General features: G+C 74.3%; 17 protein-coding genes, 2 pseudogenes and 1 riboswitch. Of the genes and pseudogenes, 9 read left to right on the top strand and 10 right to left on the bottom strand.

What is annotated here, in order from left to right; genetic code table 11:
- Window positions 1–38: 38 nt before the first annotated feature.
- The 3 genes from SM450_RS14510 to SM450_RS14500 form a co-directional block, all read right to left on the bottom strand.
- A complete protein-coding gene (locus SM450_RS14510) occupies window positions 39–1,043 on the bottom strand; it encodes an inorganic phosphate transporter (protein WP_474620258.1) in 1,005 nt (334 codons plus the stop codon).
- 5 nt (window positions 1,044–1,048) lie between these two features.
- A complete protein-coding gene (locus SM450_RS14505) occupies window positions 1,049–1,675 on the bottom strand; it encodes a DUF47 domain-containing protein (protein ID WP_474620257.1) in 627 nt (208 codons plus the stop codon).
- A 121-nt stretch (window positions 1,676–1,796) separates the two neighbouring features.
- Complete coding sequence (locus SM450_RS14500) at window positions 1,797–2,777, bottom strand: PPK2 family polyphosphate kinase (RefSeq protein WP_474620256.1); 981 nt, start codon at window positions 2,775–2,777, stop codon at window positions 1,797–1,799.
- A gap of 457 nt (window positions 2,778–3,234) precedes the next feature.
- Here SM450_RS14500 and sigJ point away from each other — a divergent pair, with 457 nt between their 5' ends.
- On the top strand, window positions 3,235–4,188 hold the full coding sequence (gene sigJ, locus SM450_RS14495) for an RNA polymerase sigma factor SigJ (protein WP_474620255.1): 954 nt from the start codon (window positions 3,235–3,237) through the stop codon (window positions 4,186–4,188).
- A gap of 8 nt (window positions 4,189–4,196) precedes the next feature.
- Here sigJ and SM450_RS14490 read toward each other — a convergent pair whose 3' ends face one another.
- Entirely contained in the window at window positions 4,197–4,703 is a 507-nt protein-coding gene (locus SM450_RS14490; RefSeq protein ID WP_474620254.1) for a DUF402 domain-containing protein, read from the bottom strand.
- 124 nt (window positions 4,704–4,827) lie between these two features.
- Here SM450_RS14490 and SM450_RS14485 point away from each other — a divergent pair.
- Both SM450_RS14485 and SM450_RS14480 read left to right on the top strand, forming a co-directional pair.
- Window positions 4,828–6,171: pseudogene (locus tag SM450_RS14485) on the top strand (ATP-dependent DNA helicase); the annotation flags it as partial.
- A 111-nt stretch (window positions 6,172–6,282) separates the two neighbouring features.
- A pseudogene (locus SM450_RS14480) lies at window positions 6,283–6,969 on the top strand (ATP-dependent DNA helicase); the annotation flags it as partial.
- A gap of 52 nt (window positions 6,970–7,021) precedes the next feature.
- Here the strand turns inward: SM450_RS14480 and SM450_RS14475 are convergent.
- Window positions 7,022–8,317, bottom strand: a complete 1,296-nt coding sequence (locus SM450_RS14475) for an AI-2E family transporter (protein WP_474620253.1) — start codon at window positions 8,315–8,317, stop codon at window positions 7,022–7,024.
- Window positions 8,318–8,472: 155 nt separating this feature from the next.
- On the opposite strand from SM450_RS14475, the gene SM450_RS14470 reads away from it, so the two are divergent.
- Entirely contained in the window at window positions 8,473–8,820 is a 348-nt protein-coding gene (locus SM450_RS14470) for a GroES family chaperonin (protein WP_281586408.1), read from the top strand.
- Between the two features lie 62 nt (window positions 8,821–8,882).
- Window positions 8,883–9,047: a hypothetical protein gene (locus SM450_RS14465; RefSeq protein ID WP_281586407.1), complete on the top strand. Its 165-nt coding sequence runs from the start codon at window positions 8,883–8,885 to the stop codon at window positions 9,045–9,047.
- Window positions 9,048–9,049: 2 nt separating this feature from the next.
- Here SM450_RS14465 and SM450_RS14460 read toward each other — a convergent pair whose 3' ends face one another.
- Window positions 9,050–10,501: a PrsW family intramembrane metalloprotease gene (locus SM450_RS14460; protein ID WP_474620463.1), complete on the bottom strand. Its 1,452-nt coding sequence runs from the start codon at window positions 10,499–10,501 to the stop codon at window positions 9,050–9,052.
- 23 nt (window positions 10,502–10,524) lie between these two features.
- Window positions 10,525–10,646: riboswitch (SAM riboswitch) on the top strand.
- Window positions 10,647–10,691: 45 nt separating this feature from the next.
- Between SM450_RS14460 and SM450_RS14455 the strand changes: the two genes are divergently transcribed.
- Window positions 10,692–11,954: an aminotransferase class V-fold PLP-dependent enzyme gene (locus tag SM450_RS14455; RefSeq protein WP_474620252.1), complete on the top strand. Its 1,263-nt coding sequence runs from the start codon at window positions 10,692–10,694 to the stop codon at window positions 11,952–11,954.
- 150 nt (window positions 11,955–12,104) lie between these two features.
- On the opposite strand, the gene SM450_RS14450 is transcribed toward SM450_RS14455, so the two are convergent.
- The gene (locus SM450_RS14450) at window positions 12,105–13,364 is read right to left on the bottom strand and encodes an FUSC family protein (protein WP_474620462.1); all 1,260 of its coding nucleotides are present in this window, start codon (window positions 13,362–13,364) and stop codon (window positions 12,105–12,107) included.
- Between the two features lie 141 nt (window positions 13,365–13,505).
- Between SM450_RS14450 and SM450_RS14445 the strand changes: the two genes are divergently transcribed.
- Window positions 13,506–14,141, top strand: a complete 636-nt coding sequence (locus tag SM450_RS14445) for an HD domain-containing protein (protein ID WP_474620251.1) — start codon at window positions 13,506–13,508, stop codon at window positions 14,139–14,141.
- Here SM450_RS14445 and SM450_RS14440 read toward each other — a convergent pair.
- Complete coding sequence (locus SM450_RS14440; protein WP_474620250.1) at window positions 14,067–14,432, bottom strand: DUF4031 domain-containing protein; 366 nt, start codon at window positions 14,430–14,432, stop codon at window positions 14,067–14,069. The genes SM450_RS14445 and SM450_RS14440 overlap by 75 nt on opposite strands.
- Window positions 14,433–14,463: 31 nt before the next feature.
- Here SM450_RS14440 and SM450_RS14435 point away from each other — a divergent pair, with 31 nt between their 5' ends.
- Window positions 14,464–15,864 carry an FAD-binding oxidoreductase gene (locus SM450_RS14435; protein WP_474620249.1) on the top strand — a complete coding sequence of 467 codons (1,401 nt, stop codon included), beginning with the start codon at window positions 14,464–14,466 and terminating at the stop codon, window positions 15,862–15,864.
- Window position 15,865: 1 nt separating this feature from the next.
- Here the strand turns inward: SM450_RS14435 and SM450_RS14430 are convergent, their stop codons facing one another.
- Window positions 15,866–16,375 (bottom strand): hypothetical protein, encoded by a 510-nt coding sequence (locus SM450_RS14430; RefSeq protein ID WP_474620248.1) that lies wholly within the window; start codon window positions 16,373–16,375, stop codon window positions 15,866–15,868.
- A gap of 68 nt (window positions 16,376–16,443) precedes the next feature.
- Complete coding sequence (locus tag SM450_RS14425) at window positions 16,444–18,249, bottom strand: glycerol-3-phosphate dehydrogenase/oxidase (protein WP_474620247.1); 1,806 nt, start codon at window positions 18,247–18,249, stop codon at window positions 16,444–16,446.
- 53 nt (window positions 18,250–18,302) lie between these two features.
- On the opposite strand from SM450_RS14425, the gene SM450_RS14420 reads away from it, so the two are divergent.
- Window positions 18,303–20,711, top strand: a complete 2,409-nt coding sequence (locus SM450_RS14420) for a S8 family serine peptidase (protein ID WP_474620246.1) — start codon at window positions 18,303–18,305, stop codon at window positions 20,709–20,711.
- The last annotated feature ends 42 nt before the right edge of the window (window positions 20,712–20,753 follow it).

Genomic DNA, 20,753 nt, shown 5'->3' with positions numbered 1-20,753 from the left:
CCCCGCCTATACCGAAAGCGTTAAGCGGGGCCCCCTCCTTAAAACAGGGGGCGGACCAGCAGGTACGCGAGGCAGGCGATGGCCGCCGCCGCCGGGAACGTGATGATCCAGGCGATCACGATGTTGCCGGCCACGTTCCAGCGGACCGCGGAGAGCCGCTTGGTCGCGCCGACGCCCATGATCGCCGAGGTGATCGTGTGCGTGGTGGAGATCGGGGCCTTCAGCACCAGCGCGTTGAAGTAGAGCACGGCGCTGGCCACGGTCTCGGCCGCGAAGCCCTCCGCCGGGCCGAGGTCGATGATCTTCCGGCCCAGGGTTCGGATGATCCGCCAGCCGCCCGCGTACGTGCCGAGCGCCAGCATCGTCGCGGAGGTCCAGAAGACCCAGCCCGGGATGTGCGTCTTGCTGTCCTGGAATCCGCCGGTGTAGAGCGCCAGCACGATGATGCCCATGGTCTTGGCGGCGTCCTGCATGCCGTGGCCGACGGACATGGCGGCGGCGGACACGGTCTGCGCCCAGCGGAAGCCGCGGCTGAGCTTGCCCGGCTGCCCCTTCCGGAACAGCCACATGATCGCCAGCATCACCAGGAAGCCGAGGACCAGGCCGACCACAGGCGAGAGCACCATCGGGAGGAGGACCTTCTCCACGATGTTGCCCCACTGGACGACGCCGTCGGCGGCGAAGAGGGTCGCGCCGACCAGGCCGCCGAAGAGCGCGTGCGAGGAGGACGAGGGCAGGCCGAAGTACCAGGTGATCAGGTTCCAGGCGATCGCGCCGAGCACACCGGCGAAGACCACGCCGAGGCTCTGCACCCCGGTCGGGAGCGTGACCAGGCCGTCGCCGACCGTCTTGGCGACCCCGGCGCCGAAGTGCGCGCCGACGAAGTTGCCGACGGCGGCCAGGCCGAGCGCGATGCGGGGCGTCAGCGCCCGGGTCGAGATGCTTGTGGCGATCGCGTTGGCCGCGTCATGGAAGCCGTTCGTGTAGTCGAACGCCATGGCTACCGCGATCACCGCCAGCACGGCGATGAGTTCGGGTGTCACGTGGATCAGGACTCCTTGACCGCGATGGTCTCGACGGTGTTGGCGACGTGCTCGAAGGCGTCGCAGGCGGCCTCCAGCTCGTCGGCCACCTCCTTCATCTTCAACACCGTGAGCGCGTCGTACTCACCGGAGAAGAGGCGGACGAGCAGCATCCGGTACGCCTGGTCGCCGTCGTTCTCGAGCCGGTTGCACTCGATCCAGTAGTCCTCGAGATCCTTCATCGACTTCAGCCGGGGCATCGCCTCGGCGGTGAGCTTGGCCTGTAGGTCGAGCACGTTCACCAGCTCGTGCAGCTCGCGCGGGAGCGACGGGAGCTTGGTCAGGCCGTACAGGTAGAGCAGGTTGCCGACCGCCTCCAGGTGGTCCATCACGTCGTCGAGCAGCGACCCCAGCCGGTAGATGTCCTCCCGGTCGAAGGGCGTGATGAAGGTGGAGTTGATCTTCTTGTAGAGATCGTGGGTGATCTGGTCGCTGTCGTGCTCGATGTCGGTCAGCCGCTCGCTGATCGACTGCACGTCGGAACCGGGCAGGCCCAGCTCGTTGAGCAGGTCGGTCCCCTTCACCAGGTTCTGCGCGGCCCTGGTGAAGAGCTCGTAGAAGGCGCCCTCGGTGGGACGGAAGGAAAACTTCACAGCACGGACCTCGTCGTGTCGGTGGAAGGGTGGCCGTCGCCTGAAGCAGGCGCCTGCTCTGGGCATGCTAGGGACACGGTGGAACCGGGCATCGACCGGCCCACCCCTGGTCAGGCCCGATTCACCGCTCGTTCACCTGCTGTTCACCTGAGCGCTTCGCGCCCTGGTCGCGTAACCGGTCACGCTCCCGTTCCACGTCGAAATCGGCAGCCGGATACCCCAGATCCAGGTCGTCGAACGTTTCCTTCAGCAGATGGGCGAGCGCCCAGTCGCGGTACCACTTGCGGTCCGCCGGCACCACGAACCAGGGCGCGGCGTCCGTGCCGCACCGCTCCAACGCCTCGGCGTACGCGGCCTGGTATTCGTCCCACCGGGCCCGGGTGTCCAGATCGCTGGGGTTGTACTTCCAGTGCTTCGTCGGGTCGGTGAGCCGTTCCATCAGCCGCTCGCCCTGCTCGTCGTACGAGATGTGCAGCATCACCTTGACCACGGTGACCGCACCCTCGGCCAACTCCCGCTCGAAGCCGTTGATGATCTCGTAGCGGGACCGCCAGGTCGCCTCGTCGACCAGGCCCTCCACCCGGGCGATAAGCACGTCCTCGTAGTGCGAGCGGTTGAACACGCCCACGTACCCGGGGGGCGGCAGCGCCCGCCGGATCCGCCACAGGAAGTCGTGCCGCAGCTCCTCCTTCGTCGGCGGACCGAACGAGCGGATGTGCAGACCGAGCGGGTTCATCGCGCCGGCCACCCGCTTGACCGCGCCGTCCTTGCCGCCGCAGTCCATGGCCTGGAGGACCAGCAGCACCCGGCGTGGCCGGCCCCCGGCCAACCGTGCGCCGGACTGTGCGGGTGCGCTCGTGGCGCTGCCCGCTCCGGCGGCGACCTGCGCGGCGGCGTACAGCATCTCCTGCTGCCGGCCCAACTCCGCGCCGATCAGCTCGACCTGGCCGCGGGCCCATGCCTTGCGCGCCGACCCGCGTCCGGCCGCCTTCGGCAATCCCGGCATCGAGCGGGGATCCACCGCCTCGAGGTCCACAGTTCCCGGCCCCACCCGCAGCAACTCCCGCATCGACCCGTCCTCGGGCCTCACCACCCCACTCATCCCCCGATCCTCACCCGACAACCCCGATCATGGGTACGCAGCGCCCGCTACATCCCGATACATGCGCTTGCCGACCGGGAGAGGGAACGAGCCGGCCGGGCTGGGCTGGGCTGGGCTGACTTTGGCGGGTCACCCGGCTCGCGTCACCAACCACTCGCACCTCACCCGAGGGGCGGGAGAGGGGATGATCATGAAGTTGGCGGCATCAACGGAGATCAACTTCACCGCCAACCTCATGATCGCCCCCGTCGCCGGCGGGCGGTCCGCATTTCGGGAGCGGGGAGATCTTGGTACGCGCACGCCCCTGGAGGGGCGGATCCGTACCAAGATCTCGGAGGCCACCGCATCGGGTGGGCGGCGGACAACGGGTGGGCGGCGGACACGGGTGGGGGGTGGGGGGTGGACACGGGCGGGGGTGGGGGGTGGGAGGGGTGGGGGTGGGCGGGAGAATGGGTGGGTGGATGGGCTGGCGGGGGAGTTCGAGGCGGAGCGGGGGCACCTCCTGGCGGTCGCGCGGCGGATGCTCGGCAGCCGCAGCGAGGCCGAGGACGCCGTGCAGGAAACCTGGCTGCGATACTCCGGCGCGCTCGCCGATCCGGCCGCCCGCGCCCGCGTCCGGGACCTGCGCGGCTGGCTGACCACCACCTGCTCGCGGCTCTGCCTGGACGTGCTCCGGTCGGCGCGGGTGCGCCGCGAGGCGTACCCGGGTCAGTGGTTGCCGGAGCCGGTGGTGACCGGCCTGCCGCCGGCGGACGGGTTCGCGCCGGACCCGGCCGAGCGGGCGGTCCGGGCCGACCAGCTCGGCACCGCCCTGCTTGTGGTGCTGGAGCGGCTGACGCCGGAGCAGCGGGTGGCGTTCGTGCTGCACGACGTGTTCGCGGTGCCGTTCGGCGACGTCGCCGAGGTGCTCGCCGTGACGCCGGAGGCGGCGCGGCAGCTCGCCTCCCGGGCCCGCCGGGCGGTGCACGGGCCGGACGAGCCGCGGCACACCGCCGACCTGGCCGAGCAGCGGCGTGTGCTCACCGCGTTCGTGGCCGCGGTGGAGTCCGGTGAGCTGGACCAACTGGTCCAGGTGCTCGCCCCGGACGTGGTGTCGATGGGTGACTCCGGCGGCCACTTCCCGGCGGCCCGCCGGCCGGTGGTCGGCGCCGAGGCGGCCGGCCGCCTGCTCCTCGGCCTGTTCGACCAGGCCCGGCGGCGGGGCGGGGTGCGGGCGCGGCCGGTGCTCGTCGACGGCGTGCTCGGCTGGCAGGCGGAACTCGCCTGGTCCGACGGGCGGACGATGCGGATGGTCACCTCGTTCGCGGTGCACGAGGGACGGATCACCGGCGTGTTCAACCAGCTCAACCCGGAGAAGGTGGGCGAGCTGCCGCCGCTGGGCCCGGAGGCCGGCTGGCCGCCGCGCTGGTGAGCGCGGTCTCAGACCACCAGGGCCAACCACTTCCGGTACGACGTGGCGAACGGCTCGCTGCCGTCACCCAACGCGCCGAGCAGCCAGCGGGCCGCCGCCTCGGCCTCGGCGACCAGGTCGTCCGGGTAGTTCCACCGGGTCCGGTGCTCGGCGAACTCGTCCTCGTCGCGCAGCTCGACGAGGCCGGTCTCGCGGCGGCGCACCACGTCCAGGTCGAGGTCGACGAGGTGGACCGTCTCGTCGCCGTCCCAGCGGGCCGGGGTGGCGATGTCGCAGTAGACCTCGCTTGTGCGCGGCGGCGGGTTGAACATGCCCGTCCACCAGGCGTGCCGGGGCACCAGCAGGACGAACGGGATCTGCTCCACCGAGGGCCGGCCGTGGTAGACCGACTCGGTGCCGGCCGGCACGCCGAGCCATACGCCGAGGTCGTCCTCGGCGAGCCGGCGGGCCGGGTAGTCGCGGTGGGCGCTGCCGTCGTACTTGCGGTAGATCACGCGGACCACATCGCTCGGCATGCCTGGCACCCTAACCGATTCCGGCAACGCCACGCGATCGGCAGGTAACCGGACGCGACCCGGGGTCCCGCCACGCCGCCGGAGTGGCGGGACCGGCGTCGGTGCCGGCGGGTACGGTCGCACGGTGAGCCCGTCCCGCACCGCCACCGGCCCCGCCGTCCCGAAGAAGCGCCGGAGCGGCCGGCCGAGCGGTGGGGACCTGTTGGCCGCCGCGGTGGGCGCGGTGCCGGGCGGCGCGACCCGGCCGGGCCAGCAGCAGATGGCCGAGGCGATCGAGCACAGCATCGCCTCCGGCGAGCACCTGCTGGTGCAGGCCGGCACCGGCACCGGCAAGTCCCTGGCCTACCTCGCGCCCGCGCTTACCGTGGACGGCCCGGTGGTGGTCTCCACCGCCACTCTGGCGTTGCAGTCCCAGCTCGTCGACCACGACCTGCCCCGGCTGGCCGACGCGGTCGAGTCGGCGCTCGGCCGCCGGCCCACCTTCGCCGTGCTCAAGGGCCGCCACCACTACCTGTGCCTGGCCCGGTTGGACAGCTCCGTCGAGGACGAGCCGGACGACGCGCTCTTCGACACCCCCCGGCCCGGCGGCGGCACGAAGTGGCTCGGCGAGGCGGGCCGGCTGGGCAAGCAGGTGCAGCGGCTGCGCGACTGGGCGGAGGAGACCGCCACCGGCGACCGCGACGAGTTGGATCCGGGCGTCGACGACCAGGTGTGGCGCGGCGTCTCGATGCCGGCCCGGGAGTGTGTCGGCGCCAGCCGCTGCCCGTTCGGGCAGGAGTGCTTCGCGGAGGCGTCCCGGGCCCGCGCCCGGGAGGCCGACATCGTGGTGACCAACCACAGCCTGCTCGCCGTGGACATGCTCGCCGGGCGGCACATCGTGCCGCCGCACCGGCTGCTCGTCGTGGACGAGGCGCACGAGCTGGCCGACCGGGTGTCCTCGGCGGCCCAGGCCGAGCTGGTGCCCGAGCTGATCGACAGGTCCACCCGGCGGGCCCGGCCGCTGCTCCGCCCCGACCTGGCCGACCGGCTCACCGAGGCCGGTGACGCGCTTGCGGTGGGGCTGGCGGAGGCGCCGGCCGGCCGGCTCACCGCCGGGCTGCCGCCCGCGCTGCGCGAGGCGTGCACGCTTCTCGACTCGGCGACCCGGGCCGCGCTGGAGGCGATCGGCGACGTGAAGGCCGACGACCCGGACCCGGTCCGCAAGCAGCAGGCCAAAGCCGTGCTGGACGAGCTGTCCGCCACCGCCCAGCGGCTGCTCGAAGAGGGCGACCACGACGTGGCCTGGGTGGAGAAGCCGGAGAACGGCAGCCGCCGGGCGCTCGTGGTGGCGCCGCTGTCGGTGGCGGGCACGCTCGCCACCCACCTCTACGACGAACGGACAGTGGTCGCCACCTCGGCCACGCTGGCGCTGGGTGGGCGCTTCGACACGGTGGCCCGGGCGCTCGGGTTGGACGCGCCGCCGCCCGCCCCGCCGACGCCTGCCGCCGCCGCGATGGCCACCGCGGCAGCCGCCGGCCGCGGTGCCGGTCCGGCCCCGGTGGCGAGCACCGAGGGCAGCCGGGCGGCCATCGGCACGGTCCCGGCCACCGAGGGCCCCGGCTGGCGGTCGCTCGACGTCGGCTCGCCGTTCGACTACGCCCGGCAGGGCATCCTCTACGTCGCCGCGCACCTGCCCCGCCCCAGCGTCTCCGGGCTGCCCACGGCGGCCGGCGAGGAACTGCTGGCGCTTGTCGGCGCGCTCGGTGGGCGTACCCTCGGGCTCTTCTCGTCGCGACGGGCCGCGCAGCAGGCGGCGGAGCTGGTCCGCGCGCGGACCGACCTGCCCGTGCTGCTCCAGGGCGAGGAGGCGCTGCCGCTGCTGGTCCGCCGGTTCCGCGCCGAACGGGAGAGCTGCCTGTTCGGGGTGATGTCGCTCTGGCAGGGGGTGGACGTGCCGGGCGACGCCTGCCAACTCGTGGTGATCGACAGGCTGCCGTTCCCCCGGCCCGACGAGCCGCTCGCCGCCGCTCGGGCGGCGGCGGTGGACGCGGGCGGCGGCTCCGGTTTCGCCGCGGTGAGCGTGCCGATCGCCGCGGTGCGGCTGGCGCAGGGCGTCGGCCGGCTGATCCGGGCCACCGGCGACCGGGGTGTGGTGGCGGTGCTCGACTCGCGCCTGGAGACGGCACGCGGCTACGGCCCGTTCCTGCGCCGCTCGCTGCCCCCGTTCTGGTACACGACGCGGCCCGAGGTGGCCCGGGGCGCGCTGGAACGGCTCGCGAAGAGCTGACGCCCGCGCCTCCCCGGGCGGGGTGACGCGGGCGTCGGCAGGATCGGCCGGGTCAGGGCGCCTGCGAGGCGACCACCACCGCGTCCGGTGGGGTGTCCGGCACGGTACGCGCGGCGAGCCGCCGGATCGCGGTGTTGAGCACGGCGATCAGCGGCACCGCGACGAGCGCGCCGGCGATGCCGGCGAGCACCACGCCCGCGGCGATGCCGATGATCACCGCGAGCGGGTGGATGGCCACCGCCCGGCCCATGATCAGCGGCTGGAGCACGTGCCCCTCGACCTGCTGCACGCCGACCACCGCGCCGAGGATCACCAGGGCGATTCCCGGGCCGCTGTCGACGAGCGCCACAAGCACGGCCACCACGCCGGACAGGAACGCGCCGACGATCGGGATGAACGCGCCCAGGAAGACAAGCGCCGCAAGCGGGAACGCGAACGGGATATCGAAGATGACCAGGAAGATGCCGATGCCCACGGCGTCGATGAAGGCGACGAGCACGGTGGCCCGGACGTACGCGCCGAGCGTCGCCCAGGACGCACGGCCAGCGTCGTCGACCTTCCACCGCGCGGCCACCGGCAGCAGCCGGACCAGGAACCGCCAGATGTTGTTGCCGTCACGGAGGAAGAAGAACGTCGCGAAGAGCACCAGGACGGTGCCGGTGAGCACCTCGGCGAGCGTGGCGGCGGTGCTGAGCGCGCCGCTTGTGAACCGCTCGGTGTTGCCGTTGATCCAGTTCTGCGCCTCGTCGATGTAGCGGGTGAGCTGGCTGTCGGACAGGTGCAGCGGCCCAGTCTTGAGCCAGTCCTGGATCTGCCGGACGCCCTGGGAGGACTTCTCGCTCAACTCCGGCACGCCCTGGATGAACTCGTTGACCACGAGCGTCAGCGTGCCCACCACCGCGGCCAGGCCGCCGACAAGCACCACGCCTGTCGCAAGCGAGCGGGGGAACCGGGCCTTGAGCAGCCAGCCGACCGCCGGGGCGAGCAACGCCGACAGCAGCAACGCGACGGTCAACGGGATGATCACGATGCTGATCGTGCCGACGATCCTGAGCAGGGCCCAGGTGACGATCCCGATCACGATCAGCCGCCAGCACCAGGCGGCGGCGATCCGCAGCGCGTGCGGCACCTCGGTGTCGTCGCGGCTGACTGTCGAGTTGTGCATCGCGGCCGGCGGCTCGGCGCCCACCACGGTCGCGGCCGGCGGCGCCTCCGGACCCGGCGAGGAGGGCGACGCCACGCCCGCATCCCCCGCTGTCGGATCCGGACCGGCTTCGCGGGCCCGGGCCTCACGACCCGACTCGTACGCGCGGCGGAGCCGTCCGCGCATCCGCTCGAAGCGGCTCAAGCGCACCTCCCGCAAAGTTGGTCGACCCACGTCACAGGGCAGACAGGATACGACGGACCGCCCCACCGTAGGGCCGTCCCGCCACACATTGCCCCGCCGCCCCGTCCGGCAACCACGGCGGAAGCGCCCGTGGGGGCACGCGGTAGCGTCTTCGCGTGACCGCCGACCAGAGTCTCGACGCCGGGCTGCCCATCCGCCTGCTGCACGATCGCGTGCTTGTGCGTACCGAGGGTGGTGAGGGGGAACGCCGCTCCACCGCCGGCATCGTCATCCCGGCGACCGCGGCGGTCGGCAAGCGGCTGGCCTGGGCCACCGCGGTCGGCGTCGGGCCGCACGTGCGCTCGATCGTCGCCGGGGACCGGGTGCTGTTCGACCCGGACGACCGCTCCGAGGTCGAGCTGCACGGCCGGGCGTACGTGCTGCTTCGCGAACGCGACGTGCACGCGGTGGCGGCGGAGCGGGTGGAGACCACCGCGACCGGCTCCACCGGGCTCTACCTCTAGGGCTGTTTGCGGCGCGTCCCGGCGGGAAGCCCAGGCACCTCAGCGTGCCCTGGGGAGGGACCATGATCGTCGTCAAGCGGATTCTCGCCTGGGGATTGCTCGCGTTCCTGATCTTTTTCATGGCCTTCCGGCCGGACGGCGCGGCACAGCTGTTCCGGGGCATCGGCGCCGCGCTGATGGCCATCGCCCAGGGGCTCAGCGACTTCCTCAGCGGCCTGATGGCCTGACCTCAGCCGTGCGGGTGCCACGGGTGCGGGCCGTAGACCGCTGGAGGCGGCGGGGCCAGCACCACCGGGATCGGCACCACCGGCTCGTCCGGCGCCTCGACCGCCCGCCGGGAGCCGTCCGGAAAACGCAGGTGGTAGCGCTGCCCGTCCCAGACCCCGACCGGGGCCTGCGGGTCGCGACCCACGAAGAACGACCGGTACGCGGCGATCGCGTCCAGCAGCTCCCGTTCCTCCCGCGCCGTCCGGTCCCGCTCGGCGGGCTTACGGTCCAACCCCCGGCGCATCCCGTCCCGCAGCAACGCCAACCGGGTCGCGGCGAACTGGTAGCCGCGCATCGCCTTCACCCCGCCGTCGCCGGCCACCCTCCGGGCCCAGGCGCGGGCCGCGTGCCGCCGGCCCAGGCTGCCCAACGACGCCACCTCGGGCGGGGTGAGCCAACCGGCCCGCACGTAGTCGGGAAGCGTCCGTTCGGTGAGCCGCCCCTCCCAGGCCCGCAACCAGACCGCCAGGCCGACCATGCCGAAGAAGATCGGCACCATCACGCCGATGTAGCCGTAGAGCACGATCACCGGCTGCCCGGTGACCTGGGCCAGTGACGGGATCAGGTTCCACGTGCCGTGCAGCATCATCGCCAGCAGCAGGCCGGCGAGCGGGGCGAGGATCCGCACCCGCCGGTCGGCGGTACGCGCGGCGACACCCAGCCCGACGCCCGTCATCGACGTGAACAGCGGGTGGGCGAACCCGAACAGCAGGATCCGCACGATGAAGATCGCGATCACCTGCTGCGCCCCGGTCGCCGGCCCGTACTCCTCGACACCCGTGCGGTAGCCGTATCCGCCCAGGTAGAGGATGTTCTCGACCATGGCGAAGCCGACCGCGGAGAGCCCGCAGTAGACCAATCCGTCGGTGACCCCGGAGAACTCCCGACGCCGGAAGATCAGCAGCAGGATCGGGCCGGCCGCCTTGGTCAACTCCTCGATGAACGGCGCGACGAGCACGGCTGTCAACGCGGCGGGCAGCCCCCAGTCGTCGAACAGCCTCGCGCCGGTCTCGTTGACGAGCAGCGAGATGGCGGTGGAGACGAACGCGCCCCAGGCGAAGCAGAAGACCAGGTATTTCAGCGGCTCGGGTTCGTAGCGGTCGAGCCAGAGGAAGCAGGACACCAGCACCGGCACCGGCAGGATCGCCGCGATCACACCGACAAGCAGCGCCTCGGAGCCCAGGCTCTCGCCAAGCGTGAAGACCATGAACACGGCGCCGGCCGCGATCAGCAACACCACCCCGGCCAGCACCAGGAAACGCCGCCAGCCGAGCCGGCGCAGGGGCATCCGCGGCGTCGGCGCCCCGGGCGGCGGGGCGGCGGGCGGCGCGGACGGCGGCGGCAGTGCTCCGCCGGGCGGGGTGACGGCCATGCGGTCAGCGTAACCACCCACGCCCCGCTGGTCCGGCCGCATCACGACCGCTATGCTCCCGAACAGGTCACGAGCGCCAGCGTCAAGCCCCGGCTTGCTGGCCGGCAACCCTCGTCGAGTTCGCGGTGGGGTGCCCCGGGTGATGACCGGGCCCAGCGCCACCTCGCGCGCTGGGCAAGCGCGGACCCCGTCCCGACACCCCGGGGTCCCCTGTGGCCCGGGAGGCTCCGCCATGACCGTCACCCTCGTACCCGCACTGCCCACGCTGCCCACGCCGGTCCGGCCGGACCCGCTCGGCGTGCTCGGCGTACCAGGAGAAATCAACCTGGACCACGCCGCCAGCGCGCCGTGCGCGCGGGCCGCGGCCGACGCGGTGGCCGAGCTGCTGCCCTGGTACGCGAGCGTGCACCGCGGCGCGGGCGCGCTGTCCCGGCGTTGCACCCTCGCCTACGAGCGGGCCCGGCAGACCGTGGCGGACTTCCTCGGCGCGCGACCCGACGACCACGTGATCTTCACGCGGAACACCACCGACGCGGTGAACCTGCTGGCCCGGGCACTGCCCGCCGGCACCACAGTGGTCACCTTCGCCGGCGAGCACCACGCCAACCTGCTCCCCTGGCCGCGCGGCTCGGTGCGGCTCCCGGTCCCGGCCAGCCCGGCAGACGCGGTCCGGTCCCTCGACGCGGCGCTCAGCGAGCTGGCCCGGGACGCCCGGCCCGGCCTGCCGGTGCTTGTCGCGGTGACCGGCGCCAGCAACGTCACAGGCGAGTGTTGGCCGGTGGCCGAACTGGCCCGGGTGGCCCACCGGCACGGCGCCCGCATCCTGGTGGACGCCGCGCAGCTCGCCCCGCACGCCCCGGTCGACGTGACCGCGCTGGACCTGGACTACGTGGCCCTGTCCGGCCACAAGCTGTACGCCCCGTTCGGCGCGGGTGTGCTGGCCGGGCGGGCGGACTGGTTGGACGCCGCCCCGCCGTACCTGCCCGGCGGCGGGGCCACCAGTCACGTCGGTGCCGCCACCCACGACGTGCGCTGGACGACCGGCCCGGCCCGGCACGAGGGCGGCACCCCCAACCTGCTCGGCGCGGTGGCGCTGGCGGCGGTGTGCGCGGCCCTCGCGGCGGCGGACCGGGACGCGCTGCACGCCCGGGAACAGGCGCTGCTGGCCCGGTTGCGGTCCGGCCTGGCCGCGCTGCCGGGCGTGGTGGAGCTGCGCACGTTCGGCCCGGAGGCGCCCCGGGTGGGCATCGTCAGCTTCGTGGTCGCCGGGCGGGACTCCGCGGAGGTGGCCGCCCACCTGGCGACCCGGCACCGGATCGGCGTCCGGGACGGCCTGTTCTGCGCCCACCCACTGGCCCGCCGCCTGCTGACCGAGGCCGCCGCCCGCACCCCCGGCGCGACCCTGCCCCCCACCGCCCTACGCGCCAGCCTGGGCCTGGGCACCACCCCCCACGAGATCGAGACCCTCCTGACCGCCCTCTCCACCCTCCCCTGACCGCTCCCTCCCTGCCCTGCCCCCGGCGCCCCGCCCTGCCCCCGGTGATCATGAAGTTACCGAAGCGCTCTCCCAACCGTCAGCTTCATGATCACCGAAGCGATCCCTGCGGCGGGGAGGGGGAGGGCGGGGGCGGGGGGTGGGGGTGGGTCAGTCGATGGGTGGGGCGGTGGGGGCGGGGGTGGGGGAGGGCTGGGCGGGGGGAGGTCCGGGACTCTGGCCCTTGACGCCGAACGCCTGGCGGACCAGGCGGTTCGCCTCCTCCTGGTCGACGCCGGAGGCCACCATCAGGTCGCTCGCGGCGGTACGCACCTGGGCGACCACCACGCTCCCGGAGAAGCCCACCCCTGACGTGTACGCCCGACCGGCCTCGCTCACCGCGCGCAGCGCCCGTTCCCGCGCCCGCTGCGGCTCCTCCCCCACGGCGAACTCGTGCCGGAGCAGGCGTACCGACTCGGCGAGGTGGGCGACGGCGTCCGGCATCGGCTCCGGGATCGGCTCCTCGTCCTCGATCATGGTCACCGAGCGGCGGATCAGCGTGCCGCTGTTGCGCATCGCCCGGTCGATCGGCTCGGCCGCCTCCGCGTAGTGGGTCAGCTCGCTGCGCCGGTGCCAGCGCGCCGGTGAGATGGTGATGGTCTCCTTGGCGCCTTCGATCGCCTCGCCGAGCGCGGCCAACTCCTCCTTGTTCTCCCGGAGCCGGAACAACGCCTGCTGGGCCGTGCCCCGGTCCCGGTTGCGCAGTGCCTGGGCGCACATGTCGAGCTGCTCGGCGAGCAGGTCCAGCGCCGGCCGGGCCGCCCGGTTGATCACCCGGAGCGGGTTGAGCGGGAGCAGGACGGCGGTGACCACCAACGCGAGGGCGCCGCCGATGAAGGCGTCGATGAAGCGCGGGAACTCGATGTTCTTGGTGGACGGGCTGAGCGTCACGATCAGCACCGCGGTGGCCGCCGCCTGGATCACGATGGCCACGCTCCCCCCGGCGAAGATGGTCAGCAGGATCGCCGAGGTCACCACGAGCGCGAGCTGCCAGGCGCCGGTGCCGAGGAAGTAGATCAGCACGTCGCCGACGAGCACGCCGACCGCCACCCCGATGATCAACTCGACGGTACGCCGGAACCGTTGGCCCACCGAGGCGGCGAGCGTGCCCACCGCGGAGATGGGTGCGAATACCGGCTGCGGGTTGCCCAGCAACCGGTGCGACACCAGGTACGCCAGGCCGGCCGCGAGCCCGGCCTGCAACGCCAGGCCGAACGCGGTCCGGACCCGGTGCAGCCGGTCGTGCAGGGTGGCCTTGCTCTTGCTCCGCAGTTCGTCCATCGCGGCGGCGATCCGCGGCCCGTCGAGGTCACCGCGCCCGTCGCGCGACGTCACGCGCCGCAGGAACGGCAGTCGTCGGTCCCGGGCCATGGCGGGTACTACCCGTCCCACCCCCGGTGAATCCTCGCCCCGACGGCCGAGTCGGGCCGGGAGACGACGCCGGGCAGGGAGACGACGCCAGGCCGGGAGACGACCGCGGGCCGGGAGACGACGTCGGGCAGACTGCACCGGATGGACGAGTTGACGGCGCGGTGGCGGGAGACGGCGCGGGCGGCCGGGGCCACCGACCCGGCCGCCGTGGATCGGGCCGGGGCGCGGCTGCTGGCCGGCTGGCGGGAGCCGCACCGGCACCACCACACGGTCGACCACCTGCGGACGGTGCTGAACGTGGTCGACGCGTACGCCGATCGGGCCCGCCACCCCGACCTGGTCCGGCTGGCGGCGTGGTGTCACGACGCGGTCTATGACGCGCGCGCGGGCGGCGACGCCAACGAGCGGGCCAGCGCCGACCTGGCCGGATCGCTGCTCACCGCCGCCGGGGTGCCGGCCGCGACGGTGACCGGGGTACGCCGCCTGGTGCTGCTCACCGCCGGCCACGAGGTCGGGCCGGACGACCCGGACGGGGCCCTGCTCTGCGACGCCGACCTGGCAGTGCTGGCCGCCGCGCCGGCCGACTACGACAGGTACGCCGTGGCGATCCGTCGCGAGTACGCCCACGTGCCGGAGCCGGACTTCCGGGCCGGCCGGGCCGATGTGCTGCGGCACCTGCTCGCCCTGCCGGCGCTCTACCGCCTACCCGAGCCGCACGCCCGCTGGGAGGCGGCTGCCCGCGCCAACCTGGACCGCGAGCTGTGCACCCTGACCTGAGGCCGGCTGGCCGGGCACCCGAGTGGCCGGGGCGGAGACGTGCTTCGGGCGGCGCAGCCCGGCGGCGCGCAGCAGCCGGACGATCTCCCGCGAGGGGACCGCTGTCGCGCCCAGCCAGATCGCCGTCCGGAACCGCTCGGCGGGCAGGTCGTAGTGGTCCCGGTCGAAGCCGCGCCGGGGCGCGCCGAGCATCTCGGCGAAGGCGTGCAGCTCCGTGTAGGACACGTCGCTGATCAGGTGCGACCAGAGCCGGCCGCGCCAGGGCACCGCGGGCGGGTCCAGGAAGAGCACGGCGCAACGGTACGCCGGTAGCCTTCCCGGCATGGTCGCCCATCCCCTCCTCGACGAACTACGGGCCGCGCTCGGCGGGTCCGCCGTGCTGACCGACCCGGACCTGCTGGCCGTCCACGAGCGGGACGAGGCCGACCTGTGCGCCTCGGGCACCCCGCTTGTGGTGGTCCGCCCTCGGGACACCGGGCAGGTGGTGGCGGCGGTGCGCGCGGCCGGCCGGCACGGCGTACCAGTGGTGCCGCAGGGCGCGCGGACCGGGCTGGCCGGCGCGGCGAACGCGGTGGCCGGCGCGATGGTGCTGAGCACCGTGGCGATGGACCGGATCCGGGAGGTCGACCCGGTCGGCCGGATCGCCGTGGTGCAGCCCGGCGTGGTCAACGCGGCGCTGGCCGGGGCGCTGCGGGAGCACGGGCTGTGGTATCCGCCGGACCCCGGCTCGTGGGAGTCGTCCACGGTCGGCGGCAACGTGGCCACCAACGCCGGTGGCATGTGCTGCGTGAAGTACGGCGTGACAGGCGAGTATGTGCTCGGCCTGGAGGTGGTGCTCGCCTCCGGTGAGGTGCTGCGCACCGGTCGGCGCACCGCCAAGGGCGTCGCCGGCTACGACCTGACCCGGCTGTTCGTCGGGTCGGAGGGCACGCTCGGCGTGATCACCGAGGTGACCGTGGCGCTGCGCCCGGCGCCCGAGGCGTCGCTGACCCTGGTGGCGGTCTTCCCGACCACGGCGGCGGCCGGCGGCGCGGTGGCCGGGATCGCCGAGCGGGGGCTCACCCCGAGCCTGTTGGAGCTGCTGGACCGGACCCACCTGCGGGCCATCGAGGCGTACCGGCCGATGGGTCTGCGCACGGACGCGGAGGCGCTGCTGCTGGCGGCGGTGGACACCGGCGATCGGGCGTCCGGCGACCTGGACCGGATCGCCGAGGTGTGCCGCGCGGCCGGCGCCGACGAGGTCTACGTGGCCACCGACGCGACCGAGGCCGCCGCCCTGCTCCAGGCCCGGCGGCTGGCCCACCCGGCGATGGAACGGTTCGCCGCGGTTGCCTTCCCCGGCGGCAACGGCGGCCTGGTCATCGACGACGTGGCGGTGCCGCGCGGCCGGCTGGCCGAACTGCTCGACGGGGTGGCCCGGATCGCCGAGGAGTGCGACGTGCCGATCGGCGTGGTCGGGCACGCCGGCGACGGCAACATGCACCCCAACATCGTGGTCGACCGGGCCGACCCGGCGAGCGTGGACCGGGGCCGGCGGGCCTTCGACGAGATCATGCGGCTCGGCCTGGAGCTGGGTGGCACCTGCACCGGCGAACACGGCGTCGGGCTGCTCAAGCGGGACTGGCTGGCCCGGGAGATCGGCCCGGTGGGCGTCCGGGTGCACCAGGCGATCAAGGCGGCGCTGGACCCGGCCGGTCTGCTCAACCCCGGCAAGGTGGTCTGACTCAGCCCTTGTCCTGCGCCGGCGTGGCCTGGGTGAGCAGCAGCAACACCTCGTACGCCACCGGCGGCTCCGGCTCGCCGGGGCAGTCCTGGATGGTGATGGTCAGCCCCGGCGGGATGAGCAGCGTCGAGGTCAGCGCGCCGATGCAGAGCTGCCGGTAACGCCGGACCTCGTCGGTCTCCCCGGCCAGCGCCGGGTCGTCGAGCATCTTCTGCAACCGGGACGTCTGCTCGGGGTTCAGCGCGCCTGTCGCGTCGACGCCGTCGCCGGCGCAGTCGCGGCACTGCCACCGGCCGGTCGGTTCGACGTCGAGCGTGCGGACCGGGCCGTCACCGCCGAGCCGCTGCACCAGGCTGACGCGCCTCCCGGCCGGTGTCGGTGTGGCCGAGCCCTGCTGGTCGGGGTCGCTGGCGCTCCCCGAACGGCCGAGGAGCGAGCAGCCGGTCACGGCGGTCACCAGCAGCACGCCGGCGGACAGGGCGGAGACGCGCGTCCAGGATGGGCGAACCACGCGGGAAACCTACACTTCCGTAGGTAGGGCGCACTACCCTACTGATCAGTCCGTGCGGTCCGGTTTTCTCAGCGGGGTGAGCTGGCCCGGTCGGCGGCGAAGCCACGCACGTCTGGTGCGCCGAGTCGCGCCGCGTCGGCCGCGATGTCGTCCGGCATGAGCTGCGACTCCCGCTCGGCCTCCACCCGCGCCCGGTAGTGGGCCACCTCCCGGGCCCGGGTCGCCGCGTCCCAGCCGAGCACCGCGCCCATCAGCTCCGCGGCGTGCTCCGCCGACTCCAGGCCGCGGTGGCTGGTCTCGATGGAGATCCGGGTACGCCGGGTGAGCACGTCCTCGACGTGCAAGGCGCCTTCGGCCCGGGCCGCGTACGTCACCTCGGCGGCGAGGTATTCCGGCGCGCCGGCGAGCGGCGAACCGAGCAGCGGGTCGGCGTCGACCAGGGCGAGCACGTCGAGGGTGAGGTTGCCGTAGCGCTCCAGCAGGTGCTCGACCACCCCGACCGGCACCCCGTGCCGGCGGGCCAGGTCGGCCCGGTCCCGCCACATGGCGGCGTAGCCGTCGGCGCCGAGCAGCGGCAGGTCGGCGGTGCGCGACGGGCGGGTCCGGCCGAGGCGGCGCGCCGCGTGGTCGACCACGTCGGAGGCCATCACCCGGTACGTCGTGTATTTCCCGCCCGCCACCAGCAGCAGGCCGAGCATCGGCTCGACCACGGCGTGCTCCCGGGAGAGCTTGGAGGTGGAGTCCGCCTCGCCGGAGAGCAGCGGGCGCAGCCCGGCGTAGACGCCCTCGATGTCGGCGGTGGTGAGCGGCCGGTCCAGCACGGTGTTGACCTGATCGAGCAGGTAGTCGATGTCGCGCGCGGTGGCGGCCGGGTGGGACCGGTCGAGCTGCCAGTCGGTGTCGGTGGTGCCGATGATCCAGTGGCCGCCCCACGGGATGACGAAGAGCACGCTCGTCGGGGTGCGCAGGATCAGCCCGGTCTCGCCGACGATCGCCGACCGGGGCACCACGAGGTGTACGCCCTTCGAGGCCCGTACCCGCAGGCCGGGGCGCAGCCCGACGTCGTTGAGCATCCGCGACATGTCGTCGCTCCACACCCCGGTCGCGGCGATCACGGTGCGCGCGCGTACCTCGAACTCGGCGTCCGGCGAGCCGGCCGGCGCCTCCAGGTCGCGGACCCGCACGCCTGTCACCTCGCGGGCCTGGCGGATCAGGCCGACCGCCCGGGCGCTGTTGACCACTGTCGCGCCGAGGCTGGCCGCCGTGCGGGCCAGCGTCACCACCAGGCGGGCGTCGTCGACCTGGCCGTCGTAGTAGCGGATCGCGCCGGCGAGCGCGTCCGGCCGCAGGCTCGGGAAGACCCGGCGTGCGCCCTCGCGGGTCAGGTGCCTGTGCATCGGCATGCCGCGCCCGCCGCCGAACAACCCGGCGAACGCGTCGTACGCGGCCACGCCGAGGCCGTAGTAGGAGCGGCGGACGACACGCCCGGGCAGGTCACGGACGCCGCCGGAGGTGGGCAGCGGCACCAGGATCGGCACCGGGCGGACCAGGTGCGGGGCGAGCCGGGTGGCGAGCAGGCCGCGTTCGGTGAGCGCCTCGTGGACCAGGTGGAACTCCAACTGCTCCAGGTAGCGCAGGCCACCGTGGATCAGCTTGCTGGATCGGCTGGACGTGCCGGCGGCGTAGTCCCGCGCCTCCACCAGGGCGACCTTGAGCCCCCGGGACGCGGCGTCGAGCGCGGCGCCCGCCCCGGTCACCCCACCACCGATGATCAGCACGTCGAACCGCTCGGCGCGCAGCCGGCGCAGGTCGTCGGCGCGGCGCTCGGCGGAGAGCTGGCCGGCCACGGATCGGAAGACGTTGGGGTCACGCACCCGTCCACGGTAGCCGTCCCCGCGCTACGACGACACGTCCCGGCCGTACCGTGATGACCATGCTGACCGGGCCGCCCGCTGCTCCCGTACCCCTGCCACCGCCGCGCGGGACCGGGCCGTGGCCGGTCGTGGCGGCGGTGGCGACAGGCGTCTGGGCGGTGCTTGTCACCGTGCCCGGCCAGGTCACCGGCTGGCTCGTCGACCAGGTGATGCTGGCCCTCGGGATGGACCGGGCGGTGGTGAGCTGGCCGGTGGTGGCGGTGGTCACCATGCTGCTTGTCGGCGGGCCCGCGCTGGCGCTGGCGTTGGCGCCCCGCTCCCCGGCGGTGCGGGCGACCGGGCGGGCGTGGACCGGCGGCGCGGTCGCGCTCGGCGCGGCGACGCTGCTGCGGGCGCTGCCGCCGGTGCACCACGAGGCGTACCTGGCCGCGCTGGCGGTGACCGCCGCGCTGCTCGCGCTCGCGGTCGGCCTGGTCGCCCGCCGCCGGCCGGCCGTCCCGGCGGTTCCGCCGGGCGGTGACGCCGCCGTGTCGCTGCTGGCGATCGCCGCCGGGCTGGCGGCGCTGCTGCCCTGGATCTGGGTGGGCGCGCTGGGCGGGGCGCTGGAGACGCTGCTCGCCGCGCTTGCCGCCGCCGCGCTCGGCGTGCTGGCCGGGGTGCTGCTCGGCCCCGGGTTCTGGGCCGGGCTCGCCGGCGGGACCACCCTGCGGCCGGCCCGGCTGGTGCTTGTCGGCGGCCTGGTCGCCGGGGTCACACTGGCGCTGCTGGCGGCCGGCGCCGGGCAGTCCGGCGCCCAGTTGCCGGGCCTGGTCCTGTTGCCGCCGCTCGGCTTCGTCCTCGGTGCGCTGGAGGCCGCGGCCCGGCATGCCGGCCGCGCGGCCGGGCCGGCCCCGGTGCGGTGGCTTGTCGGCCTGGCGGTGGCCGGGCCGCTGGCGTTCACCGACCCGGAGGAGATCAGCCTGCTGCTGGCCACCGGCCGCGACGTGCCGTTCTGGGTCGCGGTCGGCACCGGCGCCGCGTTCGCCGTCGCGGTCCTGCTCGCCGTCGGGTACGGCGTGCTGCTCGCCCGCCCCCACGCCCGCGCTCCCCGCCGGGGCGTCGCCGCGCTTGCCGCCGGGGCCCTGCTGGCCGCCGTGGCCGTGGTGTACGTGGTGCCCGGCCAGCCGGGGCTGTACGGCGAGCGGCTGTTCGTGGTGCTGCGGGAGCAGGCCGACCTGAGCGGCCTGCCGGCCGGCGTGCCCGGTCGGGCCGGCCGGGACGCCCGGGCCGCCGAGGTCTACCGGCGGTTGGTGGCGACCGCCGAGCGCACCCAGGGCGACCTGCGCCGCACGCTCACCAGGTTGCGTCTCGACCCGACGCCCTACTACCTGGTCAACGCGATCGAGACGGACGGCGGCCCGGCGGTACGGGCCTGGCTCTCCGGCCGCCCCGAGGTGGCCCGGGTCCTCGTCGACCAGCGTCTGCGCCCGCTTCCCGCGGCGCCGCCGCCGGCCCGCGGGGACAGCCCGGCGCCGACCGGCCCGACCTGGAACGTGTCGCTGATCGGCGCGGACCGGGTCTGGTCGGAGCTTGGCGTCACCGGCGCCGGCGTGGTGGTGGGCAGCTCGGACTCCGGCGTGGACGGTGGACACCCGGCGCTTGCCGCCGGTTTCCGGGGCGGCGACGACTCCTGGTACGACCCGTGGGAGCACCGCCGCGCGCCGGCCGACCGGGGCGGCCACGGCACCCACACGCTCGGCAGCGCAGTGGGTCGCGGCGGGATCGGGGTGGCCCCGGGGGCGAGCTGGGTCGGCTGCGTCAACCTGGACCGCAACCTCGGTAACCCGGCCCGCTATCTCGACTGTCTCCAGTTCATGCTGGCCCCGTTCCCGCCGGGAGGTGACCCGCTCACCGACGGCCGGCCGCAACGCGCGCCGGACGTGCTCACCAACTCGTGGGGCTGCCCGCCGTTTGAGGGGTGCGACGCGGGTGCGCTGCGTCCGGCGACCGCCGCGCTTGCCGCCGCCGGCATCCTGGTGGTGGCCGCCGCCGGCAACGAGGGACCGTCCTGCGGTTCGCTCAACGACCCGCCGGCGCCGTACCCGGACGTGCTCACGGTCGGCGCGGTCGACCGCTCCCGCCGGCTCACCGAGTTCTCCAGCCGGGGCCCGACCGGAGGCGTCGCGAAACCCGACCTGGTGGCGCCCGGCGCGGCCGTGCCGTCGGCGTTCCCGGGCGGCGGGTACGCCACCCTGGACGGCACCTCGATGGCGACGCCGCAGGTGGCGGGCGTGGTGGCGCTGATGTGGTCGGCGAACCCGGCGCTGATCGGGGACCTGGACCGGACCCGGCGGATCCTCGCCGAGACCGCCACCCCGGCCACGGTGCCGGCCGGCGGGACGTGCGGCGGCACCCGGGACACGGTCGGCGCCGGCCTGGTCGACGCGTACGCGGCGGTGCGGGCCGCCCGAAATGGGGCATAACGCCGTTCGTCCGCCGTGGTGATCGATCGGCCCCTACCGTCG

This window comes from Micromonospora marincola, from assembly GCF_056150385.1.
The sequence above is the reverse complement of the archived record's forward strand: the minus strand, read 5'-3'. Positions and strand labels throughout refer to the sequence as shown.